The organism is Aeromonas sp. 1HA1 (genome assembly GCF_029237385.1).
GTDB classification, from domain to species: Bacteria; Pseudomonadota; Gammaproteobacteria; order Enterobacterales; family Aeromonadaceae; genus Aeromonas; species Aeromonas popoffii.
The window spans coordinates 1-20,060 of record NZ_JAACGC010000073.1 but is presented as its reverse complement, the minus strand read 5'-3'; the positions used below and the strand labels follow the sequence as shown (position 1 = coordinate 20,060).

The 20,060-nt window shown below is 59.0% G+C and carries 24 protein-coding genes and 1 other RNA gene; 14 read left to right on the top strand and 11 right to left on the bottom strand.

All coding sequences use genetic code 11. From position 1 onward, the window contains the following. Positions 1 to 256 precede the first annotated feature (256 nt). Complete coding sequence (locus GWQ22_RS17995; protein WP_181364610.1) at positions 257 to 1,132, top strand: OmpA family protein; 876 nt, start codon at positions 257 to 259, stop codon at positions 1,130 to 1,132. Between the two features lie 72 nt (positions 1,133 to 1,204). Here GWQ22_RS17995 and gloA read toward each other — a convergent pair whose 3' ends face one another. The 8 genes from gloA to rsxA form a co-directional block, all read right to left on the bottom strand. Beyond that, positions 1,205 to 1,618: a lactoylglutathione lyase gene (gene gloA, locus GWQ22_RS17990; protein ID WP_275931160.1), complete on the bottom strand. Its 414-nt coding sequence runs from the start codon at positions 1,616 to 1,618 to the stop codon at positions 1,205 to 1,207. Between the two features lie 102 nt (positions 1,619 to 1,720). Beyond that, on the bottom strand, positions 1,721 to 2,362 hold the full coding sequence (gene nth, locus GWQ22_RS17985; RefSeq protein WP_275931159.1) for an endonuclease III: 642 nt from the start codon (positions 2,360 to 2,362) through the stop codon (positions 1,721 to 1,723). A 14-nt stretch (positions 2,363 to 2,376) separates the two neighbouring features. Then, positions 2,377 to 3,135: an electron transport complex subunit E gene (locus tag GWQ22_RS17980; RefSeq protein WP_042036711.1), complete on the bottom strand. Its 759-nt coding sequence runs from the start codon at positions 3,133 to 3,135 to the stop codon at positions 2,377 to 2,379. 16 nt (positions 3,136 to 3,151) lie between these two features. Beyond that, positions 3,152 to 3,784 (bottom strand): electron transport complex subunit RsxG, encoded by a 633-nt coding sequence (gene rsxG, locus GWQ22_RS17975; protein WP_042036712.1) that lies wholly within the window; start codon positions 3,782 to 3,784, stop codon positions 3,152 to 3,154. Between the two features lie 123 nt (positions 3,785 to 3,907). Then, positions 3,908 to 4,960, bottom strand: a complete 1,053-nt coding sequence (gene rsxD / locus GWQ22_RS17970) for an electron transport complex subunit RsxD (RefSeq protein WP_042036714.1) — start codon at positions 4,958 to 4,960, stop codon at positions 3,908 to 3,910. 3 nt (positions 4,961 to 4,963) lie between these two features. Continuing rightward, on the bottom strand, positions 4,964 to 7,672 hold the full coding sequence (gene rsxC / locus GWQ22_RS17965; RefSeq protein WP_275931158.1) for an electron transport complex subunit RsxC: 2,709 nt from the start codon (positions 7,670 to 7,672) through the stop codon (positions 4,964 to 4,966). Positions 7,673 to 7,686: 14 nt separating this feature from the next. Then, complete coding sequence (rsxB, locus tag GWQ22_RS17960) at positions 7,687 to 8,250, bottom strand: electron transport complex subunit RsxB (RefSeq protein ID WP_042036721.1); 564 nt, start codon at positions 8,248 to 8,250, stop codon at positions 7,687 to 7,689. 4 nt (positions 8,251 to 8,254) lie between these two features. Then, positions 8,255 to 8,836 (bottom strand): electron transport complex subunit RsxA, encoded by a 582-nt coding sequence (rsxA, locus tag GWQ22_RS17955; RefSeq protein ID WP_042036724.1) that lies wholly within the window; start codon positions 8,834 to 8,836, stop codon positions 8,255 to 8,257. Positions 8,837 to 8,948: 112 nt separating this feature from the next. Between rsxA and GWQ22_RS17950 the strand changes: the two genes are divergently transcribed. Next, positions 8,949 to 9,845: a DMT family transporter gene (locus GWQ22_RS17950; RefSeq protein ID WP_275931157.1), complete on the top strand. Its 897-nt coding sequence runs from the start codon at positions 8,949 to 8,951 to the stop codon at positions 9,843 to 9,845. A 385-nt stretch (positions 9,846 to 10,230) separates the two neighbouring features. Here the strand turns inward: GWQ22_RS17950 and GWQ22_RS17945 are convergent, their stop codons facing one another. Beyond that, positions 10,231 to 10,977, bottom strand: a complete 747-nt coding sequence (locus GWQ22_RS17945) for a helix-turn-helix transcriptional regulator (RefSeq protein ID WP_084204659.1) — start codon at positions 10,975 to 10,977, stop codon at positions 10,231 to 10,233. 408 nt (positions 10,978 to 11,385) lie between these two features. Here GWQ22_RS17945 and GWQ22_RS17940 point away from each other — a divergent pair, with 408 nt between their 5' ends. The 12 genes from GWQ22_RS17940 (at position 11,386) to GWQ22_RS17885 (ending at position 18,083) form a co-directional block, all read left to right on the top strand. After that, the gene (locus tag GWQ22_RS17940) at positions 11,386 to 13,599 is read left to right on the top strand and encodes a DNA-binding protein (protein ID WP_275931156.1); all 2,214 of its coding nucleotides are present in this window, start codon (positions 11,386 to 11,388) and stop codon (positions 13,597 to 13,599) included. A 42-nt stretch (positions 13,600 to 13,641) separates the two neighbouring features. After that, positions 13,642 to 14,364 (top strand): ATP-binding protein, encoded by a 723-nt coding sequence (locus GWQ22_RS17935; RefSeq protein ID WP_005353404.1) that lies wholly within the window; start codon positions 13,642 to 13,644, stop codon positions 14,362 to 14,364. A 45-nt stretch (positions 14,365 to 14,409) separates the two neighbouring features. Continuing rightward, positions 14,410 to 15,027 carry a hypothetical protein gene (locus GWQ22_RS17930; protein WP_275931155.1) on the top strand — a complete coding sequence of 206 codons (618 nt, stop codon included), beginning with the start codon at positions 14,410 to 14,412 and terminating at the stop codon, positions 15,025 to 15,027. Next, entirely contained in the window at positions 15,011 to 15,571 is a 561-nt protein-coding gene (locus tag GWQ22_RS17925; RefSeq protein WP_275931154.1) for a transcriptional regulator, read from the top strand. The genes GWQ22_RS17930 and GWQ22_RS17925 overlap by 17 nt, the downstream gene beginning before the upstream one ends. A gap of 48 nt (positions 15,572 to 15,619) precedes the next feature. Then, positions 15,620 to 15,850, top strand: a complete 231-nt coding sequence (locus tag GWQ22_RS17920) for a hypothetical protein (protein WP_042037308.1) — start codon at positions 15,620 to 15,622, stop codon at positions 15,848 to 15,850. A gap of 43 nt (positions 15,851 to 15,893) precedes the next feature. Continuing rightward, on the top strand, positions 15,894 to 16,514 hold the full coding sequence (locus tag GWQ22_RS17915) for a DUF3164 family protein (protein ID WP_275931153.1): 621 nt from the start codon (positions 15,894 to 15,896) through the stop codon (positions 16,512 to 16,514). Between the two features lie 14 nt (positions 16,515 to 16,528). Next, complete coding sequence (locus tag GWQ22_RS17910) at positions 16,529 to 16,726, top strand: hypothetical protein (RefSeq protein WP_042037306.1); 198 nt, start codon at positions 16,529 to 16,531, stop codon at positions 16,724 to 16,726. A gap of 2 nt (positions 16,727 to 16,728) precedes the next feature. Continuing rightward, an RNA gene (locus tag GWQ22_RS17905) (hammerhead ribozyme type II) lies at positions 16,729 to 16,797 on the top strand. An 8-nt stretch (positions 16,798 to 16,805) separates the two neighbouring features. Further along, positions 16,806 to 16,979, top strand: coding sequence for a hypothetical protein (locus tag GWQ22_RS17900; RefSeq protein ID WP_275931152.1), 174 nt, complete (start codon positions 16,806 to 16,808; stop codon positions 16,977 to 16,979). 165 nt (positions 16,980 to 17,144) lie between these two features. Then, positions 17,145 to 17,381 (top strand): hypothetical protein, encoded by a 237-nt coding sequence (locus GWQ22_RS17895; protein WP_275931151.1) that lies wholly within the window; start codon positions 17,145 to 17,147, stop codon positions 17,379 to 17,381. Then, positions 17,368 to 17,604, top strand: coding sequence for a hypothetical protein (locus GWQ22_RS17890; RefSeq protein ID WP_275931150.1), 237 nt, complete (start codon positions 17,368 to 17,370; stop codon positions 17,602 to 17,604). Before GWQ22_RS17895 ends, GWQ22_RS17890 begins: the two co-directional genes overlap by 14 nt. 29 nt (positions 17,605 to 17,633) lie before the next feature. After that, complete coding sequence (locus tag GWQ22_RS17885; protein WP_275931149.1) at positions 17,634 to 18,083, top strand: regulatory protein GemA; 450 nt, start codon at positions 17,634 to 17,636, stop codon at positions 18,081 to 18,083. A gap of 12 nt (positions 18,084 to 18,095) precedes the next feature. On the opposite strand, the gene GWQ22_RS17880 is transcribed toward GWQ22_RS17885, so the two are convergent. Together GWQ22_RS17880 and GWQ22_RS17875 are read right to left on the bottom strand one after the other, a co-directional pair. Next, positions 18,096 to 18,581: a hypothetical protein gene (locus GWQ22_RS17880; RefSeq protein ID WP_275931148.1), complete on the bottom strand. Its 486-nt coding sequence runs from the start codon at positions 18,579 to 18,581 to the stop codon at positions 18,096 to 18,098. Further along, the gene (locus tag GWQ22_RS17875; protein ID WP_275931147.1) at positions 18,574 to 19,101 is read right to left on the bottom strand and encodes a type II toxin-antitoxin system MqsA family antitoxin; all 528 of its coding nucleotides are present in this window, start codon (positions 19,099 to 19,101) and stop codon (positions 18,574 to 18,576) included. The genes GWQ22_RS17880 and GWQ22_RS17875 overlap by 8 nt, the downstream gene beginning before the upstream one ends. Positions 19,102 to 20,060 lie beyond the last annotated feature (959 nt).

The window sequence follows — 20,060 nt, the reverse complement described above, 5'->3', positions numbered from 1 at the left end:
TCAAGGGATTTGTGCTGCTGACGTTGGTGGTAAACAACGTGAAATTCAAGGACGGAGTACAGGTGCTGGATGAGTCAGACAGGAATGCCGCCTGACCGACTCCATACACCAGATTTGACAATAGCTCGCCGAGCGGGATCTGCTGGCTTGCCAGTTTCAAGTTGATGGCGCGTTCTGTCCCCCACTGAGTGGTTTGCCCTAAAGCTTGTTTTGTCCTTGCCGATACCTAACGTGAGATCGTGTGGAGGGCAGGCAGTTGAACGCTTGGATGTTAGGGTTGGTCAGCATATCCGTGAGTATGCAGTTACAGGCGGGCGTTACCGAGTTTGGTGCCGGCCTGGATCAATCCGTCTGGCGCCTGACCTCGGACACGCAAGTGGAGTGCCGCCTCGAACACCCCATTCCCAACTGGGGTACGGGAGCCTTCGTCAGCCGGGCCAGCCGCCGGATCAATCTGGATTTTGAACTCAAGGGGCTGCGCCAGCAGGCCCGGACCCAGACGGTCAGTCTTGGGATCATGCCACCAGTCTGGCGACCCGGCATCGCCGGACGGGAAGTGAGCCAGCTGCGCTTCTACCAGCAGTTCGATGGCCTGGTGGAGGGGCAGACCGCCTGGACCATGCTGGACGAGCTTGAGGGGGGGCGCATGCCGACCTTCCAGTATCGCGATTGGTATCGCCAGAATCGACCGGTGCGGGTGTCGCTCTCCTCGGTCAACTTCCGGGTCAAGTATCAGGCGTTCGTGGATTGCCTGAACAGCCTGCTGCCATACAGCTTCAATGACATCGCCTTCAGCGTGCTCACCTATGACAAGAACAGCGACGAGCTGTCGCTGGCCTCCAAACGGCGGTTGGCTATGATCGGTGAGTATGTGAAGGTCGACAAGAGTATCGATGTAGTGGTGATCGACGCCTACAGCGACAGCTATGGCGGTCGCTGGCCGAACCAGAAACTCTCCGAGAAGCGGGCCGATGCCATCAAGAAGGTGTTCGTGGATCTGGGTATCGAACCCGGCAAGATCTCGGTAGAGGGGCATGGCGAGAAGCGGCACGTCGCCTCTAACGAAACCGAAGGTGGTCGCGCCAAGAACCGGCGCGTGGTGATCAACATGGGGCGCAATGGCGCCATCTGATGGGCGGTGACCCTTCAATGAAAAAGAGCGCTGTGGCGCTCTTTTTTATGGGGATCTTGTCCTGGTGATGCCTTAGACACTGTCACCCAGGCCTGTGCCTGTGTCTTTCTTGGCGATCAGTTCAATTTTGTAACCATCCGGATCTTCCACGAAGGCAATGACGGTTTTGCCGCCCTTGACCGGGCCCGGCTCGCGGGTGATCTTGGCGCCGGCGGCACGCAGCGCATCGCAGGTGCCATAGATGTCGTCTGCTTCCAGCGCAATATGGCCGTAGGCCGACCCCAGCTCATATTCGCTCACGCCCCAGTTGTAGGTGAGTTCGATGACGGACTCATCCTTCTCGTCGCCGTAACCGACGAAGGCCAGCGTGTACTTGTATTCGCTGTTCTCGCTCTTGCGCAACAGTTTCATCCCCAGTACTCGGGTGTAGAAGTCGATGGAGCGTTGCAGATCGCCGACGCGTAACATCGTATGCAGGATTCTCATGACTTGGCTCTCCAGATAGGATTAACGTTGTACTGATATTCGATAGAAGAAGGGAGAACCCGGATCGACTGATGTGGCCGCATGGTGTGCAGGACCGTGTGTTCAGCTCTCCGGGTAGATCTTTTCTTTGTACTCGCAAAGGTCCTCGATGATACAGGAACCACAGCGCGGTTTGCGAGCCAGACAGGTGTAACGACCGTGCAGGATCAGCCAATGGTGAACGTCCAGCTTGAACTCGGCGGGCACCACTTTCAGCAGCTTCTCTTCCACCTGATCCACGTTCTTGCCCACCGCGAAGCCGGTGCGATTCGACACCCGAAAGATGTGGGTATCGACGGCGATGGTAGGCCAGCCAAAGGCGGTGTTGAGCACCACGTTGGCCGTCTTGCGACCGACCCCTGGCAGGGCTTCGAGCGCTTCGCGGTTTTCCGGTACCTCGCCGCCATGACGCTCCAGCAAGACGGCACAGGTCTTGATGACGTTCTCGGCCTTGGTGTTGAACAGGCCAATGGTCTTGATGTACTGCTTCACCCCGTCCACCCCTAGCGCTAGCATGGCGGCCGGGGTATTGGCCACCGGATAGAGCTTGTCGGTGGCCTTGTTGACGCTCACGTCAGTGGCCTGGGCCGACAACAGCACGGCGATCAGCAGCTCGAACGGCGAGTGAAAGTTGAGCTCTGTGGTGGGGTGGGGATTGTCGTCCCGCAGCCGTTCCAGGATCAGCCTGCGTTTCTGGTTGTTCATGGATCTCTCTTGTCTCAGAGCTGGGTTGCGCGGGTGACCGCAGCCGGCACGTCGGCGTGTGCCTTGTCGGCAGCCTGCTTGCGGCCCAGCCAGTCGTTGATGGCGTTTTTGCCAGCGATCATCAGGCCCAGGCCGATGAAGCCGCCGGGAGGCAGGATCGCCAGCAGCAGGCTGGCGTCGGCGTGGAACAGTTCGATGCGCAAGGACTTGGCCCAATCCCCCAGCAGCAGATCAGCACCGTCAAACAGGGTGCCCATGCCGATGATCTCCCGCAGCCCCCCCAGCACCAGCAGCACCAGCGTAAAGCCCAGCCCCATCATGAAGCCGTCGAGGGTAGCCAGCAGGGGTGGGTTCTTGGAGGCATACGCCTCGGCCCGGCCTATGATGACGCAGTTGGTGACGATCAGGGCGATGAAGATGCCGAGCGCCTGATAGAGGCCATAGGTGTAGGCGTTCATCAACAGTTGCACGCTGGTCACCAGGGCGGCGATGATCATCACATAGACGGGAATGCGGATATCCTTGGGCACCAGGTTGCGCACCAGGGAGATGGTGAGGTTGGAGCTGACCAGCACCGCCATGGTGGCCAATCCCAGCCCCAGCGCATTGGTAAAGGTGGAGGAGACCGCCAGGGTGGGGCAGAGCCCCAGCACCTGCACCAGGGAGGGGTTGTTTTTCCACAGCCCTTGCAGCATCAGCTCCTTGAGCTCTTCACGACGGCCATTGCCCTCGCTGACCGGGCTCAGCCCGTCAATCACATCGACTTGTTCCATGGCTTGTGCTCCGGTGTTATGGGGTGGGGTCACAGGAGGGGGCATCCCGCAGCAATTCAGGGTGCTCCTGTTGTAACAGCAGCAGGTTCTTCACCGCCTTGACCACGGCGCGGGGGGTGATGGTGGCGCCGGTGAAGGCATCGAATTCACCGCCATCCTTCTTCACCGCCCAGCTTGCCTCGTTGTCGTGGTTGAGGAACTTGTCAGAAAAGCTGTTGATCCAGCTCGATTTCTTCAATTCTATCTTGTCACCAAGGCCCGGTGTCTCATTGTGGGCCAGCACCCGTACCGCACTGACGTTACCCTTGGCATCTGTGCCGACGATGAGACGAATGGCCCCACTGTAGCCGTCGGGGGCCACGGTTTCCAGCGCATAGCCGGTGATCTCGCCCCGCAGGGTCGCGGTGTAGAGCGGCATGGCCTGATCGCTGCCCAGATACCTCCTGCTCTGCACCTGCTTGCAACTGGCCACCAGATCATTGTCATAGCTCCCCTCCGGCAACAGGGCCGAGAGGGTGCGCAGCTTCTCCAGCTGCTGCTGATGGGCGATCCGGTCACGGGTCAGCTCGTTGGTCAGCACCACCACGGCGGTGCAGGCCAGGGCAAACAGCGCCAGGGTGACGCCATTTTTGCGCATGCTCTTTAACATTGGATCTTTCCTGAGAGTGGGGTTTGCGCCAGGGTCATGTACGACGTGCTCCATCTCCCCTGAGGCGTGTCAGGTGGTCGTTCGGCGTGGCCACGCAGAGGTGGGTTATCCGCAGAATGTTACTCATTTGCGGCGGGCTCCGTAGACCTTGGGGCGCGTCAGGCTGTCAATCAGCGGTACACAGAGGTTGGCCAGCAGCACGGCGAAGGCGAAGGCGTCCGGGTAGCCGCCAAAGCGACGGATGAGGTAGACCAGCACGCCGATCAGCACGCCGTAGACCAGACGTCCACGAGGGGTGGTGCTGGCGCTCACCGGATCGGTGGCGATGAAGAAGGCCCCCAGCATGGTGGCGCCGCTAAACAGATGGAACATGGGGGTGGCGGTGGCATCCGGCGTCATCAGATAACCCAGGGTTGCCGCCAGCAGCAAGGAGCCCAGAATAGCTCCCGGAATGCGCCAGTTGATGACTTTTTGTTGCAGCAGGAACAGGCCGCCCAACAGGTAGCCGAGGTTGACCCAGCTCCAGCCGATACCGCCCCAGCCCTCGAACACGGCGTGGGTCATCACCTCGCCAGCGGTGAGCCCCTGGGTCAGCCCGGTCTTCAGGGTATCGAGCGGGGTGGCCATGGTGAGGCCATCCACCCCTTGCTTGAGCTGCGCCATGCTGTAGCCGTCCAGGCTGAAGCCGGTGAAGATGACGGACACCGCATCGCCGAAGCCGATCCCATAGGCGGCTATGCCCGACGGCGGCAGCCAGCTGGTCATCTGTACCGGGAAGGAGACCAGCAGCAGCACATAGGCCACCATGGCCGGGTTGAACAGGTTTTGACCCAGCCCGCCGTAGAGGTGCTTGGCGATGATGATGGCAAAGGCGGTACCGAGCACCAGCATCCACCAGGGCAGCAGGGGAGGCAGGGAGAGGCCGATCAGCACGGCGGTCAGCGCCGCGCTGCCATCCATCAGGGCGGGCTTGATGGGACGGCGGCGCAACTTGAGCACCAATGCCTCTGCACCCAGCGCTGTGACCAGCGCCAGCAGGATCTGGATAAGGGAACCCCAGCCGAAGAACCAGATCTGGGCCAGCAGGCCGGGCAGGCAAGCCAGGATCACCAGCAACATCAGGGTTTGGGTCTGTTTGCGGTTATGGGCAAACGGCGCACTCGCGATATTGAACATGGATCAGTGGCTCTTGTCGGTCGATGAAGAAGGGGATGCCTGCAGCGCGGCGTCGGCAGCCAGCTTTCTGGCTTTGGCGCGGGCCACGGCGGCGGCAATGGCCGCTTTCTTGGGATCGGCGTCAGTAACGACCTGTACCTGTGCTGTTGCCTGGCGGGTATCCGCGTCCGCGACGACACCTGCGTCAGGCCCGGCGACGTTTTCATCCGCAGCGTGCGCCGCTTTCTTGGCCTTGGCCCGGGCGATGGCGGCGGCAATGGCTGCTTTCTTGGGATCGACCTCGGCGGGAGCCGGTGCGGGGTCGAGGCCCTGCTCGGGTTCGGTCGTAATCGACTCGGGCGCAGCGGCGATGTTTTCCTCCACAGCGTGCGCGGCCTTCTTGGCCTTGGCGCGAGCGATGGCGGCGGCAATGGCTGCCTTTTTAGGGTCGACCTCGGCCGGAGCCGGTGCGGGGTCGAGGCCTCGCTCGGGTTCGGTCGCAATCGGCTCGGGTGCGGCGGCGATGTTTTCCTCCGCAGCATGCGCGGCCTTCTTGGCCTTGGCGCGAGCGATGGCGGCGGCAATGGCTGCCTTTTTAGGGTCGACCTCGGCCGGAGCCGGTGCGGGATCGAGTCCCCGCTCGGGTTCGGTTGCAATCGGCTCGGGCGCGGCGGCGATGTTTTCATCCGCAGCGTGCGCGGCCTTCTTGGCCTTGGCGCGGGCGATGGCGGCGGCAATGGCTGCCTTTTTGGGGTCGATCTCGGCCGGAGCCGGTGCGGGGTCGAGTCCCCGCTCGGGTTCGGTCGCAATCGACTCGGGCGCGGCGGCGATGTTTTCATCCGCAGCGTGCGTGGCCTTCTTGGCTTTGGCGCGAGCGATGGCGGCGGCAATGGCTGCTTTCTTGGGATCGGCCTCGGCGCTGGGTGTCGCCTCTGTGACAGGGGCAGCCGCAGCGGCCGATGTATCAGCGGTTGCCTCGTCAGGGGCGGTTTGAGCCGCCCTCTTGGCCTTGGCACGGGCCAAGGCTGCAGCGATGGCCGCTTTTTTCGGATCCTGCGCCTCTGGCGTGGGCGCAATGACGGCGGGCTCATCGCCGCTGGCCGCCTTGGCGGCGCGGCGGGCGAGGGCCTCCTGCTTGCGTGCCTCGCGGGCGGCCATCATGGCGCTGTTGTCGGGCTGCTCAGCCGCTGTGCTGGCGGTCGTCTCCTGCTTGGCCTTGATGCGGGCCAGGGCTGCTGCGACCGGGTCTTCGCCTCCTGCGGCTGTCATGGCCTGGCGGCGCTGGGCTGCCGCCTCGGCGTGACGAGCCTCGCGGGCGGCTTTTTCCCGCTCGAACCGGGCCTGCTTGGCCTCGAAACGCTGTTTGGCACGCTCGGCTTTTTCTGCCTCGGCACGCGCCTCGCGAATATCATCCTTGGCAATCTTGTAGTACTGCACCAGCGGGATCTCGCTCGGGCAGACCCAGGCGCAAGCGCCGCACTCGATACAGTCGAACAGACTGAGCGCTTCTGCCTTGTCGTATTCTTTGGCGCGGCTGTACCAATAGAGCTCCTGGGGCAGCAAAGTGGCCGGGCAGGCATCGGCACAGGCGCTGCAACGGATGCAGGCTTGCTCGGGACCGGCGGGCGGCAGCTCGGCCCGGGTCGGGGAGAGCAGGCAGTTGGTGGCCTTGACCACGGGGACCATGGCGTGGGGCAGGGTGAAACCCATCATGGGGCCCCCCATGATGACCCGCTGGTCCGCCTCGGGTTGCAGCTCGAAACGCTGCAACAGCCAGCGTACTGGTGTGCCCAGCAGTACCCAGGCGTTGCCCGGCTTCTTGAAGGCATCACCGGTGAGGGTGACGATGCGGGAGATGAGCGGCTCGCCGTCGAGGATGGCGCGCTTGATGGCGAACACGGTGGCCACGTTGAGTACCATGATGCCCATGTCCACCGCCCGGCCTCCCTTGGGTACCTGACGGCCGGTAAGCAGCTCTATGGTCTGCTTGGCACCGCCCGAGGGGTACTTGGTCGGCACCGTCTTGACCAGCACATCCTCATCTGTGGCGTGACGGGTCAGCTCGCCGATGGCGGCGGGTTTGTTGTCTTCCACCCCGATCAGGGTCAGCTTGGGCTTGAGCAGATGCTTGAGCACCCGGATGCCGTCCATGATCTCGTCGGCATACTCCTGCATCAGTCGATCGTCGGTGCTGATATAGGGTTCGCACTCCAGCCCGTTGACGATGAGGATCTCGGTCAGCTGACCGCGACCGTCCAGCTTGCTGTGGGTCGGGAACACGGCGCCGCCGAGGCCCGCAATGCCGGCCTGCTGGATGCGTTCCAGCAGCTCGCCCCGCTCCAGATTCCAGTAGTCGCTGCGGCCCTGCCGCTCACCCCAGGCATCTTCCCCATCCGGGGTGAGCGTGATGCAGAGATCATCGAGGCCGGAGGGGTGCGCTACCGTGTGGTGGCCGATGGCCGTGATGGTGCCCGAGGTGGAGGCGTGCACCGGCACGATGCGCCCCTTGTCGTAGCGGGTCAGCGGCTGACCCTTTTTGACCTTGTCGCCGACCTGTACCAGCAGATCGCCAGACGGACCTGCATGCTGGCGCACCGGAATGATGAGCTGGGGCGGCAGACCCGCGTCCACCACCGGGGTCAGGCTGGATTGGTGCTTGTTCTCGGGAGGGTGAATGCCGCCGTGAAAATCCCACAGAGTGCCGGCTTTGATGCGTTCGAGCAGATGCTGCATGGTTACTCCGCTGTTTATTCCACTATCTTGACCGGAATGGCGACCTTGGCCAGATCCCACTTCCAGTTGTCGACCGTGGTCGGCACCGGGACCATCTCGATACAGTCGGTCGGGCAGGGATCGACACAGAGATCGCAGCCGGTGCACTCGTCGGTGATGACGGTGTGCATCGCCTTGGTGGCACCGACAATGGCATCGACCGGACAGGCCTGGATGCACTTGGTGCAGCCAATGCATTGATCTTCATGGATGAAGGCGACTTTCTTGACCGGGATGGCGGTCTCTGCACTGCCCAGCGGTTGGGGTTCTACCCCCATCAGGTCCGCTATCTTGCGCATGGCGGCATCGCCACCGGGCACGCACTTGTTGATCTGATCGCCATTGGCCAGCGCCTCGGCATAAGGTTTGCAGCCAGGGTAGCCGCACTGGCCGCACTGGGTCTGTGGCAACAGGGCATCGAGCTGATCGACGATGGGATCGGCTTCTACATGAAACTTGACGGCGGCAAAGCCCAGAATGATGCCGAAGGCCAGGGCCAGCAAAGCCAACACCAGAACGGCAAAGAGTATGTGAGTCATAGCGCTATATCTTGATAAGGCCGGTAAAGCCCATAAAGGCCAGCGACATCAGGCCGGCGGTGATCATGGCAATCGACACCCCGCGAAACGGAGTGGGAACGTCAGCTGCCACCAAGCGTTCACGCATGGCGGCAAACAGTATCAGTACCAGCGAGAAGCCTGCAGCTGCGCCAAACCCGTAGATGATGCTCTGAAGGAAGTTGTGACGCTCGTTGATGCTCAGCAGCGCCACGCCCAGCACGGCACAGTTGGTGGTGATGAGCGGCAGGAAGATGCCAAGCAGGCGATAGAGGGTCGGGCTGCTCTTGCGGATAACCATCTCGGTGAACTGCACTACGACGGCGATCACAAGAATGAAAGCAAGGGTGCGCAGGTAGGCGATGTTCAGCGGGATCAGGATATAGTGTTCCATCAGATAGGAACTGGCGCTGGCCAGCGTCATCACGAAGGTGGTCGCCAGCCCCATGCCGACGGCGGTCTCCAGCTTGCCGGAGACGCCCATAAAGGGACACAGGCCGAGAAACTTCACCAGCACGAAGTTGTTAATCAGCACAGTACTGACCAATAAAAGCAGGTACTCAGTCATGGGAGATGGGTTATCCGGTTTGAAGGCGGCGGTATTATCTGATTTTAGGTCTCCTTAAACAACCGCAAGGCCGCATGGTTATTATTCAAATGGCCAATTTCATGGAGGAAATGTGCGCCCTTTACCCATTTTTACCCTGACCCTGGCAATGCTGCTCTGGTCCAGCTCATTTATCGCCCTCAAGCACGTGTTGGGGATCTGGGGCTTCGGTCAGGTGCTGTTCATGCGCATGAGCGTGGCCGCGCTCTGCTGGCTGCTTTGTTACCGCTATCTGGGCAATTTCACCTGTCAAAAAGGGGATTGGCGCTGGCTGGCCCTGATGGGGGGACTGGAGCCCTGCCTCTATTTCCTGCTGGAGGTGAATGCCCTGCGCTACACCAGTGCCGGGCAGGCGGGCATGGTTTGTGCCATGTTACCGCTCATCGTGGCCCTGGTTGCCTTTGTGCTGCTCAGGGAGCGGGTCAGTCGCCGCCAGTTGCTCGGGTTTGCCATCGCCATCGTCGGCATCGCCCTGCTGGGGCTGAGCAGTGGAGTGGACGAGTTTGCCCCCAACGCCCTGCTCGGTAATAGCCTGGAGATGGGGGCCATGCTGTGCGCCGCCATCTATTCAGTGGTATTCAAGAAGCTCTCCAGTCGTTACAGCGTGCTGACCCTGACCGCGTTGCAGGCGTTTATCGGTACCCTCTTCTTTGCCCCCTTCGCTTTCCGCGAGCCCTGGCCGACGGCCTGGGCCTGGCAGGACATGGTGGTCATCGTCTTCCTCGGTGCCTTTGTGACGCTCGGGGCCTACTTGCTTTACAACTGGTCGGTGACCCAGGTCAAGGTGACGCTGGCGGCGGCCTATGTGAACCTCATCCCGGTGTTTACCCTGTTGCTGGCTTATCTGCTGCTCGGTGAAACCCTGACGTCGCTGCAGTGGCTTGCCTGTGGCGCCGTTCTGCTGGGTATTGCTGTTGGGCAACTGCCTGCTCGGCGCAAGGTACGCGAGCCTGTTATCGCCGACAGCTGATCTGTCCCGCGCTACCGGGACGTGCTGGCGCTTTTGGCGGCCAGTTGCCGCACTTCGTCCGCCACCACGGCAAAGCCGCGCCCCGGGGCCAGCCCGATTTTGGCCGTGCGGGCCGTGAATCTGTTCATTTTCCCCGCAGTTCAACTGTAACCGACCACTGAGAATGAAAAAGCCGGGAGCAACCGAAAGTAAGTGGGAGATCGCGGGACAAACTCAAGGCTGACAAGGCTTGGAGGGGGAACGGAAGGCGCCAGGTGCGCGCGGTACCAAAATGAAAGACGGTGCGTGACTCTTGGCGTGAATGCGCTGGAAATGAAAAACAGGATCTGGCGCTTCAAAACGGAGTTAAAGCTACTGTTTAGAGCCCGTTTTGAAGCGCGACAGTTTAAAAAAAATCGTGCCCTGCCCAGACTACCTTGCCGATCACGGTCAGGTTCTCCAGCTGGTTGGCTGGAACGACCTGCAGGGGGTAATCATCGCGGTTGTCGCTGATGATAGTGATCCCGCCATCGAAGTTTTTCTGCAGGCGCTTGGCATAGAGCTCTTCGCCAAGGCGCAACACGAAGATGGATCCATCTTCGATCTGATTCTTGCTGATATCGACCAGGATAGAGTCACCAGAGTGGATGGTGGGCTCCATGCTGTCGCCTTTGGCGAAGACCACCACCAGGTTATCCGGGTTTAACTTGCGAAACGTGAGCCACTTGCGGCGAAAGGCCAGCTTGCGTTTAACCTCATGATCATCATTAAACGCACCATGGCCGGTACTGACGGTGACATGGTAGCCATCGATCAGCGCGTACTCCTCATCAAACTCCTCACATTGCACCATCTGCTCGCCCGTTCCATCAGGATGTTTCGGGCCCTGACCGGTGGCCAGCCACTCCAGATTGACATTGAACACCCGCGCGATGCGCAGCGCCTTGTCGATGGTGGGCAGTGAATTGAACGGAGGGAAGTATTTACGCATCCCCGATTCACTCATCCCCGCCTGTTTGGCGAATGCCTTGTAACTCAGACTCCCGCGAAGCTCATCCAGACGGTCACTCAGAGTATCCATTCCAGCCGTCAGAAAAGATACCTCACCGTCTTTTTGTACTGCTTGTGGTTTTTCTTCATAACGCTCTGACATACAAGGAATTCTCGGCTAGTAGCTAATGCTGGTGATTCGACAGACAAAAAATTCCGCACAAAAAGACTTGTCAATCTTTTTGGGGTGATCAATCATTCATATGTGACGCATGGCGACATAAACTCATTCATTTATGAATGGTGAAGACGCGCACCGCGACACTTGATGATACCGAAACGGGGTGAGTATGTCAGGGAAAACACCAGAGTGGATCAGGGCTGAGCTCATAAAACGTGGATATTCCCAAGCTGCTTGGGCCCGCGCCAAAGGGCTGCATCCCAGAGCCGTACAGCGCTGTATCAAACACTATGCCCCAGCCAAGGGTGTCAGCCCCAAGCGTCGGGAAAGCCGCTCCATCATGGCCTTGCTCTCCGAGTCGCTTGGGATCGATCTGCTGGGAGGTGACCAATGAGCACTTGGTACACCGCCCAAGCGTTGGCCGGGTTGGCCGGCATGCCCGCTTACCCCGATGGTGTGCGCAAAAAGGCCGAGCGTGAAGAGTGGCAAAGCCGCAAACGCGAAAAAGGCAAAGGGGCCGAGTACCACATCAGCTCACTGCCGATCGAAGCCCGCCGTTATCTGGCAGAGCAAGCCGTGGCCGCACAAGGTCAAGCCGTGACCGATCATGCGGCAGGTGGCAAGGCCATGGCCAAGCTGTTGGCGCGTGAGGTGCCGGTCAAACCGGAGGCAGGCCGCAAATTGCTGACATTGGGGGAGGGCGCTCGCCAGAAGGTCGATGCCAGACTGCTGATCCTCCAGGCCGCCGATATTTTCCTGGCACCCTATCAAGCTTGCCAACAAGGGGAGGTGGGTCGGCGTGCGTTTATTGAGGCTTACCGTGCCCGCAGCCTGTCACTCCCTGCGAGCGTCTATGACCGGCAAAAACCATTCAGCCTGATCACCCTGCGCCGTTGGCAGAGTGCGTTGGCGGACGAAGGCCCCGCAGCCCTGGCGGGCAACTACCAGCGGGAGCGGCCATCGACCGTCGAGCAGAGCCCGGATCTGGCCCAGTTTCTCACCGCACTGGTTACCGCCAAACCCCATCTGGCCAACAAGTGGGGAGCCCTGCACGAACTTGCCAGCCAATACAACGAGATGAATCAGCTGGGATGGCACATCCCCAGCCAATCCTCCTTGCGTCGCTGGATGGTGAAATGGTTGGCAGACAACAAGGTGGCCTTTACCTATGCCACCAACCCGGATGCCTACAACAACAAATACCGCAGCGCGATCGAGGAGATGTACCCCTGGATGGCTCAGCCCAACGACGTGTGGGAGTTCGACAGCACGCCGGTCGACGCCATGTTGGTGGATGGTCGTCACAGCATCATCGCCGTGATCGACGTGTATACCCGTCGGGTGCGCCTGCTGGTGGCCAAGAGCTCATCGAGCGAGGGGATCTGCCTGCTGCTGCGCAAGACGCTGCTGGCGTGGGGCACCCTCAACGATAACGGCGTGATGCGCACCGATAACGGCTCTGACTATGTGAGTCAGCGGGTCATGTCCATCTGCACTCTGCTCGGCATGAACGTTAGCCGCTCCAACGCCTATTCGGGGTGGGAAAAACCGCACATAGAGCGCTTCTTTCGCACCCTGAGCCACGGCCTTATCGAGTTGCTGCCCTCCTATATCGGCCACTGCGTGGCCGATCGGCAGGTGATCGAGGCACGCAAGAGCTTTGCCCAGCGTCTGGAAGAAAAACGCAAAGCGGATGCCGAAAAGGAGATCTTCGAGCTGGCCATGACGGCCTGTGAGCTGCAGAGCTTGCTCGATAACTGGCTCGATGCCCGCTACCACAACCGCAAGCATGGCTCCCTGGGGATGACCCCCAACGAGAAATATGGTCATGCCCGCTATCAGCGGCGGGCCATTGGCGATGAGTCTGCGCTGGATCTGCTGCTTAACCACATCGGCGAGGCCACCGTCTCCAAAGGCTTCATCAAAGCCGGCGGGCTCAAATACACGGCCCCAGAACTGCTGGAGCATAACTGGAAGAGCCAGCGGGTCAGCGTGTTCCTCGACCCCAGCGATGTGGGTCGCGCCATCTTGTATCGCACAGGCGACTGGAACGAGCGGATCGAGGCCGTGAACATCGAACTGCTGGGCAATGGTGTCAGCCCGGATGCCTTCCGTGCCGCCAAACGTGCCGATGCCAAGGCACTGGCCGGTTTTCGCCGCGAGATGCGCAATGTGGCCAAGACCTTTGGCATCGACCAGCTCCATCAGGATGTGGTGCGCCACTTCGTCTCCCAGGCGCGGGATATTGCCCAGTTCCTACGCAGTGATCTCACCCTCGATAACCTGGCCCTAGCTGCACTATCGGGCGTTGCCGTCCCCGGTGAACCGGCTCAGTTCAGCGCTGCAGAACTTGCCGCCATTGAGGCCAGGCGAGAAGAGAAAGCCGCCCGCCAGCAAGCAACGGCAGGGCAGGAATCGAGAGCGCTCAAGACCGAGTACGAACAGGCCATCTGTTTGGCAGAGAAGGAGTTGGATGCCCCGTTGACAGAGCGGGAGAGGGAGTGGCTGACCCGGTACCTCTACAGCCACAAGCTGATGGCGAAACGGATTAACCGCCATCTGGATGATGTTCGGGCGATCCGCCACACCCAGGCAAAAGCTTAGCGATTAGCCCGAAAAGACCCAAAAACAAAGGACAAAACCACGATGAAACACAAGATCGTTGAAGTCAAAAACATGATCAAGACCGAGCAACTGCTCGACAACTTGCTCAACCGCTCCAGCATAGTGCCGGGTATCGGGCTAATCCACGGCCCCTCCGGCTTTGGCAAGACCACCGCTGTGGAGTGGCTGTTCAACCAGGACGAAGTGAACGGCATCTATGTCCGCTGCTACAAGGCCGACACTGTGACCAGTTTGCTGGAGCAGATCGCCAAAGAGATCGGCATTCCCCAGCGCCACAACCTGCGTGCTCAGGTCGATAGCATCATCGAATCCGTCCGTGCCGAAGAGCTGGCCATCTTCGTGGATGAGGCCGATTACGTGGTCGGCAATGCCCGCATCATGGAGACACTGCGCGATATCTACGACGCCACCGAACAACCCCTGATCCTGGTGGGCATGGAAGAGATTGCCCGCCGTATCAGCCAGCGCAAGCAGCTGTTTAACCGCATCTCTCAGTGGATTGAATTCAAACCCGCCGATCTGGAAGACGTGTCCCTGATAGCCAGCGAAATGCTGGAGGTGGACGTGGAGATCGACGATGCCCTGCTGGATCTCATCCGCAAGCGTTCCAATGGCGTGGTGCGCACCATCGTCTCGGCCCTCGACAAGATCGAGAAAATGGCCATGGCCTCTGATGCCCGGATTATCCGGTTGGAGGATGTGGACGCCAGCGAACTGCTCCATGACGTGCGCCGCAGTCGCTAGCCGTCAGGCTACAGCCAATAAAAACAAAGCACGGGAGGGATTCCAGTGGTTGGAAAAATCAGAAATAGCAATGCAGAAGAAGCATGGCACTGGATGTGTCAGCAGGACTCTTTCGACTTGTTTGAGCTGGTAGAGGGGAGCCAGCTCAAGTTGGGAAATGTCTATCTGATTGTGCGCCGTTGGCTGGCAAGTAGCCATTTGCGCTGCGTGTATCAAAAGCCGTTTGGTCGGCGGATATCGTTTCGCGGGAGCCGCTATCAGGTGATTGACCCATCTAACGTGCCGCAGTTTGGCTCAGGGAATCGCCAGACAAAGCATCGGAAAAAGCGCCGTATTCATCGAAAGACGGTGCAGCAAAAGATGTGGAACACCATGAAGATCAGCCGTTTTTTCACTCTGAGTGACCTCGCGATTACCTCTGGAGTCGATGACAGTGGCGCCAGCACTTACACCACCTTTTTGATTAGGGCTGGATATGTCCGGCTGGTGGACAAGATAGAGCGCTTCAAGGTGAAAGGGGATCAGAACCGCTACCAGTTGATCCGTGATACCGGACGTTTTGCCCCTATGGTGCGAGCAAAACAGGGGGGATGTTGGGATCAGAACGAGCAGCATTTTTATCAGTTTGATGTGAAGGAGGCACCACATGGACACGTGGCTTGAGGTGTTGCAGGCCGAAGTGGCGGCCAGCTCGCTGGCTCAGGTGGCAGAGAAACTGGGGATCTCTCGCACCACCATCAGCCAGGTCTGCAACGAAAAATACCCCGGCGATATGGTAAGGGTACAAACCCTGGTGGAAGGGGCCCTGATGGGCAGCAAGGTGATGTGCCCCATTCTGGGCGAAATACCGGTGCATCAGTGTCTCGCCCATCAGCGGCGTGGTCCTCGTGACGTGGGCAGCAGTCCGATGGATATCAAACTCTGGAAGGCGTGCCGCAGCGGTTGTCCCCATAGCCAACTGGGTGAGGAGCAGCAACTGCGTCGGCCGATGCGCATCTCTGTTGAGCCTCACAACAAAGGCATGGACAGGAGCGCCAGATATGACGCCGAGGCCACTCTTTCGCGGTTACGCAGACAGGCAAAAAGCGATGGAGAGAATGCCAGTTCGTCCCTGCGCATCCTGACCGAGCTGCTGGCGGAGGAGCTCAAGATCATGGGGATCAAGTACAACCGGCTGCTCGACCGGGCCGAGAAGAATAACCAGTAAACCAGCGGGCCCTGTGGGCACAGGGATGGGCATCACAAGGAGAGCGGGATGAACAGAAATCTACAAAAAACTGCCGAGCAGTTGCAGATCTGGCTGACGGCGAACGGGTGCAAGGTGAGCACCAGCCGGGTGTGTCATACCCCCTTGTTAGCGGTGACAGGCCCCCTGCCCGAAGTGATGACCAAACGGGCTGTGTGGGGGCGGGAGTACCTGGGGGGTGTGGTGCGCGATGTGGCCCTAGTGCGTTTTGGTGGCTGCCTGTTGCACTGGCGGCAGTAAGGACAACCACCGGAATAAAACGGGATTAATCAAGGAGAGAGTCATGCAAGAAGCATACACCAGCAGTTCGACCCCGATGCGTCAGAACGCCCAGGGGCACTGGGTACCGGAAAACCTGATTGCCTCGGCTGACAAGCTGCGCGACGAGGTGGTGATGGCCATCATCGCGGCCGCCCGTGAAGAACGCTCCCGCCTGGCGGCGTTCAAGATAAACGCCATGCAGCAGATCGCTGACTTTGTAGATCTCTCGGCCGAGCAGTACGGGGTGGCGTGGGGCGGCACCAAGGGCAACGTGACCCTGCTCAGTTTCGACGGTCGTTACAAGCTGATCCGGGCGGTGGGGGAGCACCGCAAATTTGATGAACGGATCCAGGCAGCCAAAACGCTGATCGACCAGTGCATCGCGCGCTGGAGCGATGGTGCCGACGCCAAGCTGCGGGCACTGGTTGACCATGCGTTTCGGGTCTCCAAGGCGGGTCATATCGACGTAAACCAGGTGCTCTCCCTGCGTCAGCTCAATATCGAGGATGCCGACTGGGAGCAGGCCATGCAGGCGATCGCCGACGCCATTCAGGTGACCGGCACCAGTCAATATCTGCGGCTCTACGAGCGGGACGGCCAGGGCCGTTACGTCCAGATGAGCCTGGATCTGGCCAAGTTGTAAGAGAGGTATGCGCGATGGAAATCAACGTGGAAAAAGCCGAAGAACAACTGTTGCTCTGTGAGCAGATCACCGAAACCGAGGGCACCTGCTACCCCGACGACACCTATGAGGATGGTATCAAAGCCGCCCTGCTCTGGGCATTGGGGCTGGGTCCCGCTCCTCTCAATGAAGAGGAGTATCAGGGCGTGATGCCGCTCAAGTTTGAGCAATGAGGGGGCGAAACAGGGCGGCCTGCCGTCCTGTCTGCTCGGCGTGGTGGCCGGGTACTGATGAGCAGCTAGGGAGAAGCAGATGAAAAGTCGAATGTTAGTGCAGACCAAGAAGTTGTTCGCGCTGGTTGAGCGGGGTAACGCCCATGACTCAGCCAATGCAATGAAGACGATCCATGCATTGATGGCGGCGATGAAGGTTGAGCTGAATGCAGGGGGGAGTGGCCGGGAACAAGCCAAGTTGGGGGCGGTATGAACCACGAAGCCGCCTTCTGGTTGCTGGTCAACGTGATGGCCGCCGTTTATGGGGCCTTCATTGCTGGTCTGTGCACCGGCCTGTTTTTGGCCAACTGAGGAATCCGATATGGAAAACGTGAAAGCGCAGCCCAGGAGTTCACCGCCTCGATAAAGGAGCTCGGCGATGACCAAAACAGAGATGGATATTCGGCTTACCAAGATTTTCAGCGCGGCAGCCATTGCACAGGCAGCCCCTGATAAACGGGTTGTGTGCAAACAGCTCAAGCAATTCGATAGAGAGGCACGGGCTTGTGGCTTTCATGCGCTGGCCCAAGAAGCCTGCCAGATGCGCTGGCAACTGGTGGCCGAGCTGCAACGGGATAGGGCCGTTATGGGGGAGGTCAGTCATGGCCATCTATAGCCCCCTGCTGGCCCCCCATATTCTGGCTCGCCGCCTGCAAAGCGGCCGGGCCTGTATCACCGAACTGGGGCTGGAGCAGCGCTGCCCCCGTTGCGGCGAATTCTGGCCATGGGATACCGAGTTTTTCGGTTTGGCGAGCGATGCCACCCGGCTCTCCAGCTGGTGTCGGGGGTGTCTCAATGAACACTATCAACAGCTGAGAGTGGCCCGCGCTGCACCATGACAGCAAGACAGAACGGGAGGGGATAGGTGATGGACAAGCGCAGCAGATTGATCCGGTTGGTACAGGTGGGGCGCCGTGCGTTGGCACTTGATGACGAGTGTTACCGCGATCTGCTGGCCAGCCACACCGGCAAGCGCAGTGCTGCCCTGTTGAGCGAGGGCGAACTGGAACAGGTGCTGACTGCCTTCAAGGCGGCGGGCTTTACGCCCAAGCCTGCTCGCCATACGGCCAACAAACGGTTAAGTCCAGCGGCCGGTAGCCATCTCAGGGTCAATGAAATTGCCAAGATCAGGGCCATTTGGTGCGAGATGGCCCGCCTTGGTATCGTCAGGGATGGCTCTGAAACCGCCCTGAACCACTGGGTTCAACGGATGACTGCCCGTTTAAACGGTGGGGTAGGGGTTGCCGAGGTGGGATGGTTGGACGCACCTCTGGCCGTTAAAGTGCTGGAGGCGCTGAAAAAGTGGTCGCAGCGTTAATTGTGCGAGTGGTTACTTATTTGAGCGAGGAACTTGCAAAGTGGGTAAAACAACTCTGGGTAATCTCATCCGTTCACATTGGGTGCAGAGATATTCTCGCCAGTAAGGCCATACATGATAGCTAGCGTTTTGCAAGGAAAACGCATCTATGCAGTCTTGCGATAGCGCAGTCTTGACTTGGTATTCTGCAACAAAGTCGGCTTCGATGATTGCCTTGATTTGAGGCTCACTTTCTTCGTCATGTTCACCCTCTGTAACAGGCTGAATCCAGCGAGTGCCCATACGGATAAAGACTCGCAGCAGTTCTTTCCCTTCATCCAGCGTCAATAACTGGCTTTGTTCAACAATATGCATTTGCTGCACCTGCAATAAATCCATATCGCCGAAGTACTTTGGATCAAAATCATCAAAGCAAGCTGCATGTGAGGAATGCAAGTAGACATCGTTGATAACAAGAGCGTCAATGGCCTCTTGCAATACCTTGGTGGCCTTAGCCATAACTAACCTCATGCTGGAAGCTACGTCTGGTCTTGATGACTGCTTGCTGATGTCCGGCGTTTGCCATATCGATAGCAACGATCTGCCATGGATCTTGTGCTTGATACACGACCCCTGCATCTCGTCTCAGTCGTTGCAGAACCAAGGGCATCTCATCAGCAAGTCTCAATAACTTGTCCATTGCTTCAGACTGGATGACATCGTCCGCTTCATACTTGGAAAATGCGACAGGACCACCACCAAACACACGAGCAGCGGTTTCTTGGGTCATCCCCCAGCGTTGCCGTAATGCTCGTACTTCGGCACCAGTGAGAAGTCCTATCACTATTTTTCTAAACGCAAGGGTATCTCGTTTGTTGTGCCGCAAGTCGGCAGCCGTTGCCTGCTCACTACCGCAAGCGTCACACACAGAGTAGTGGCTTGGGCGTGTGGCAGTGTGACCAATGTATTCGACTTCGATCTCTTCGATCTGATGATGCAGATGGCCCGATTCGCAAATCGGGCATACGGTTGCAGCCATCTTGAACCTCCTAGCGTGTAGGCACGTGGGCCGATACCAACAGTAGTATCTTGCCTGTTTTACCTATCGCGAACTTGATGTAGTACTCCACGCGCAAATCCCTGTGCGCGTACTCATTCCACTCATCTCGGCCTAACTGGTATGCGTCACAAGCAGCCCAAGGGCCAGTTGGGCGTTGTACACACCATTGAGAATTGAGGTACCGCCCATGCTGCAGTGTGTCACGCAGCAACTGTTGAATATCAGCCTCGTCAAACGCCAATCCTTGCAAGTCACTCTTGCAATCTCTTGTCCATGGGGTAGTGCTCCCGCTTGACAACACTGCCAGCACATCGACTGGGCTATAAAGGGGTCCTGCTAGACGACGCTCGGCATCAGATGCGCCCTCTGCGGGTAGTTGCCCTGTGTAGGCACTGACATTATTTACCATTATGGTAACTTTTTTCCACTTATTCTTTGATGAAAGGGTGTGCAGCTCACAAAACATACCCGTGCGAGGCTAGATGGCAATAATATCATAATGGCTGGGGGCAGTGGGTTCTCCCCCGGATGTTTGAACTACATCTACCAGCTTTTTGTCTAGTCGCTCCACCGTGCCAGCAAGCGAGCCAGAAAACCAAGCAGGCCAGGATGGTGTTGGCTCGGTTCCAGCTCCGTTGCCATCAGCTTGAGACAGGCAATCAAGAGACCCAACCATAGGAATGCCATTCCCACGAACTCAGACCAATGTAGTCTGCGCGCAACCGCCTGGAAGGCCATAGTACGGAGATCTAAACCGGTTGTGAGCTGTGGGATTTCTTGGATCTTGCTGATAATCCATGCAGGTAGTAGCCAGGGCGAGAGCGTGAACATATTGTTAAAATTCACCCAATTTGTTGAGGCCAGCATTGAGTACCTTTTCCAGGTATTCACTGCTCATTCCTGCAATCTTTTGCTTCCGTCTGATGCTCGCTTTGCGT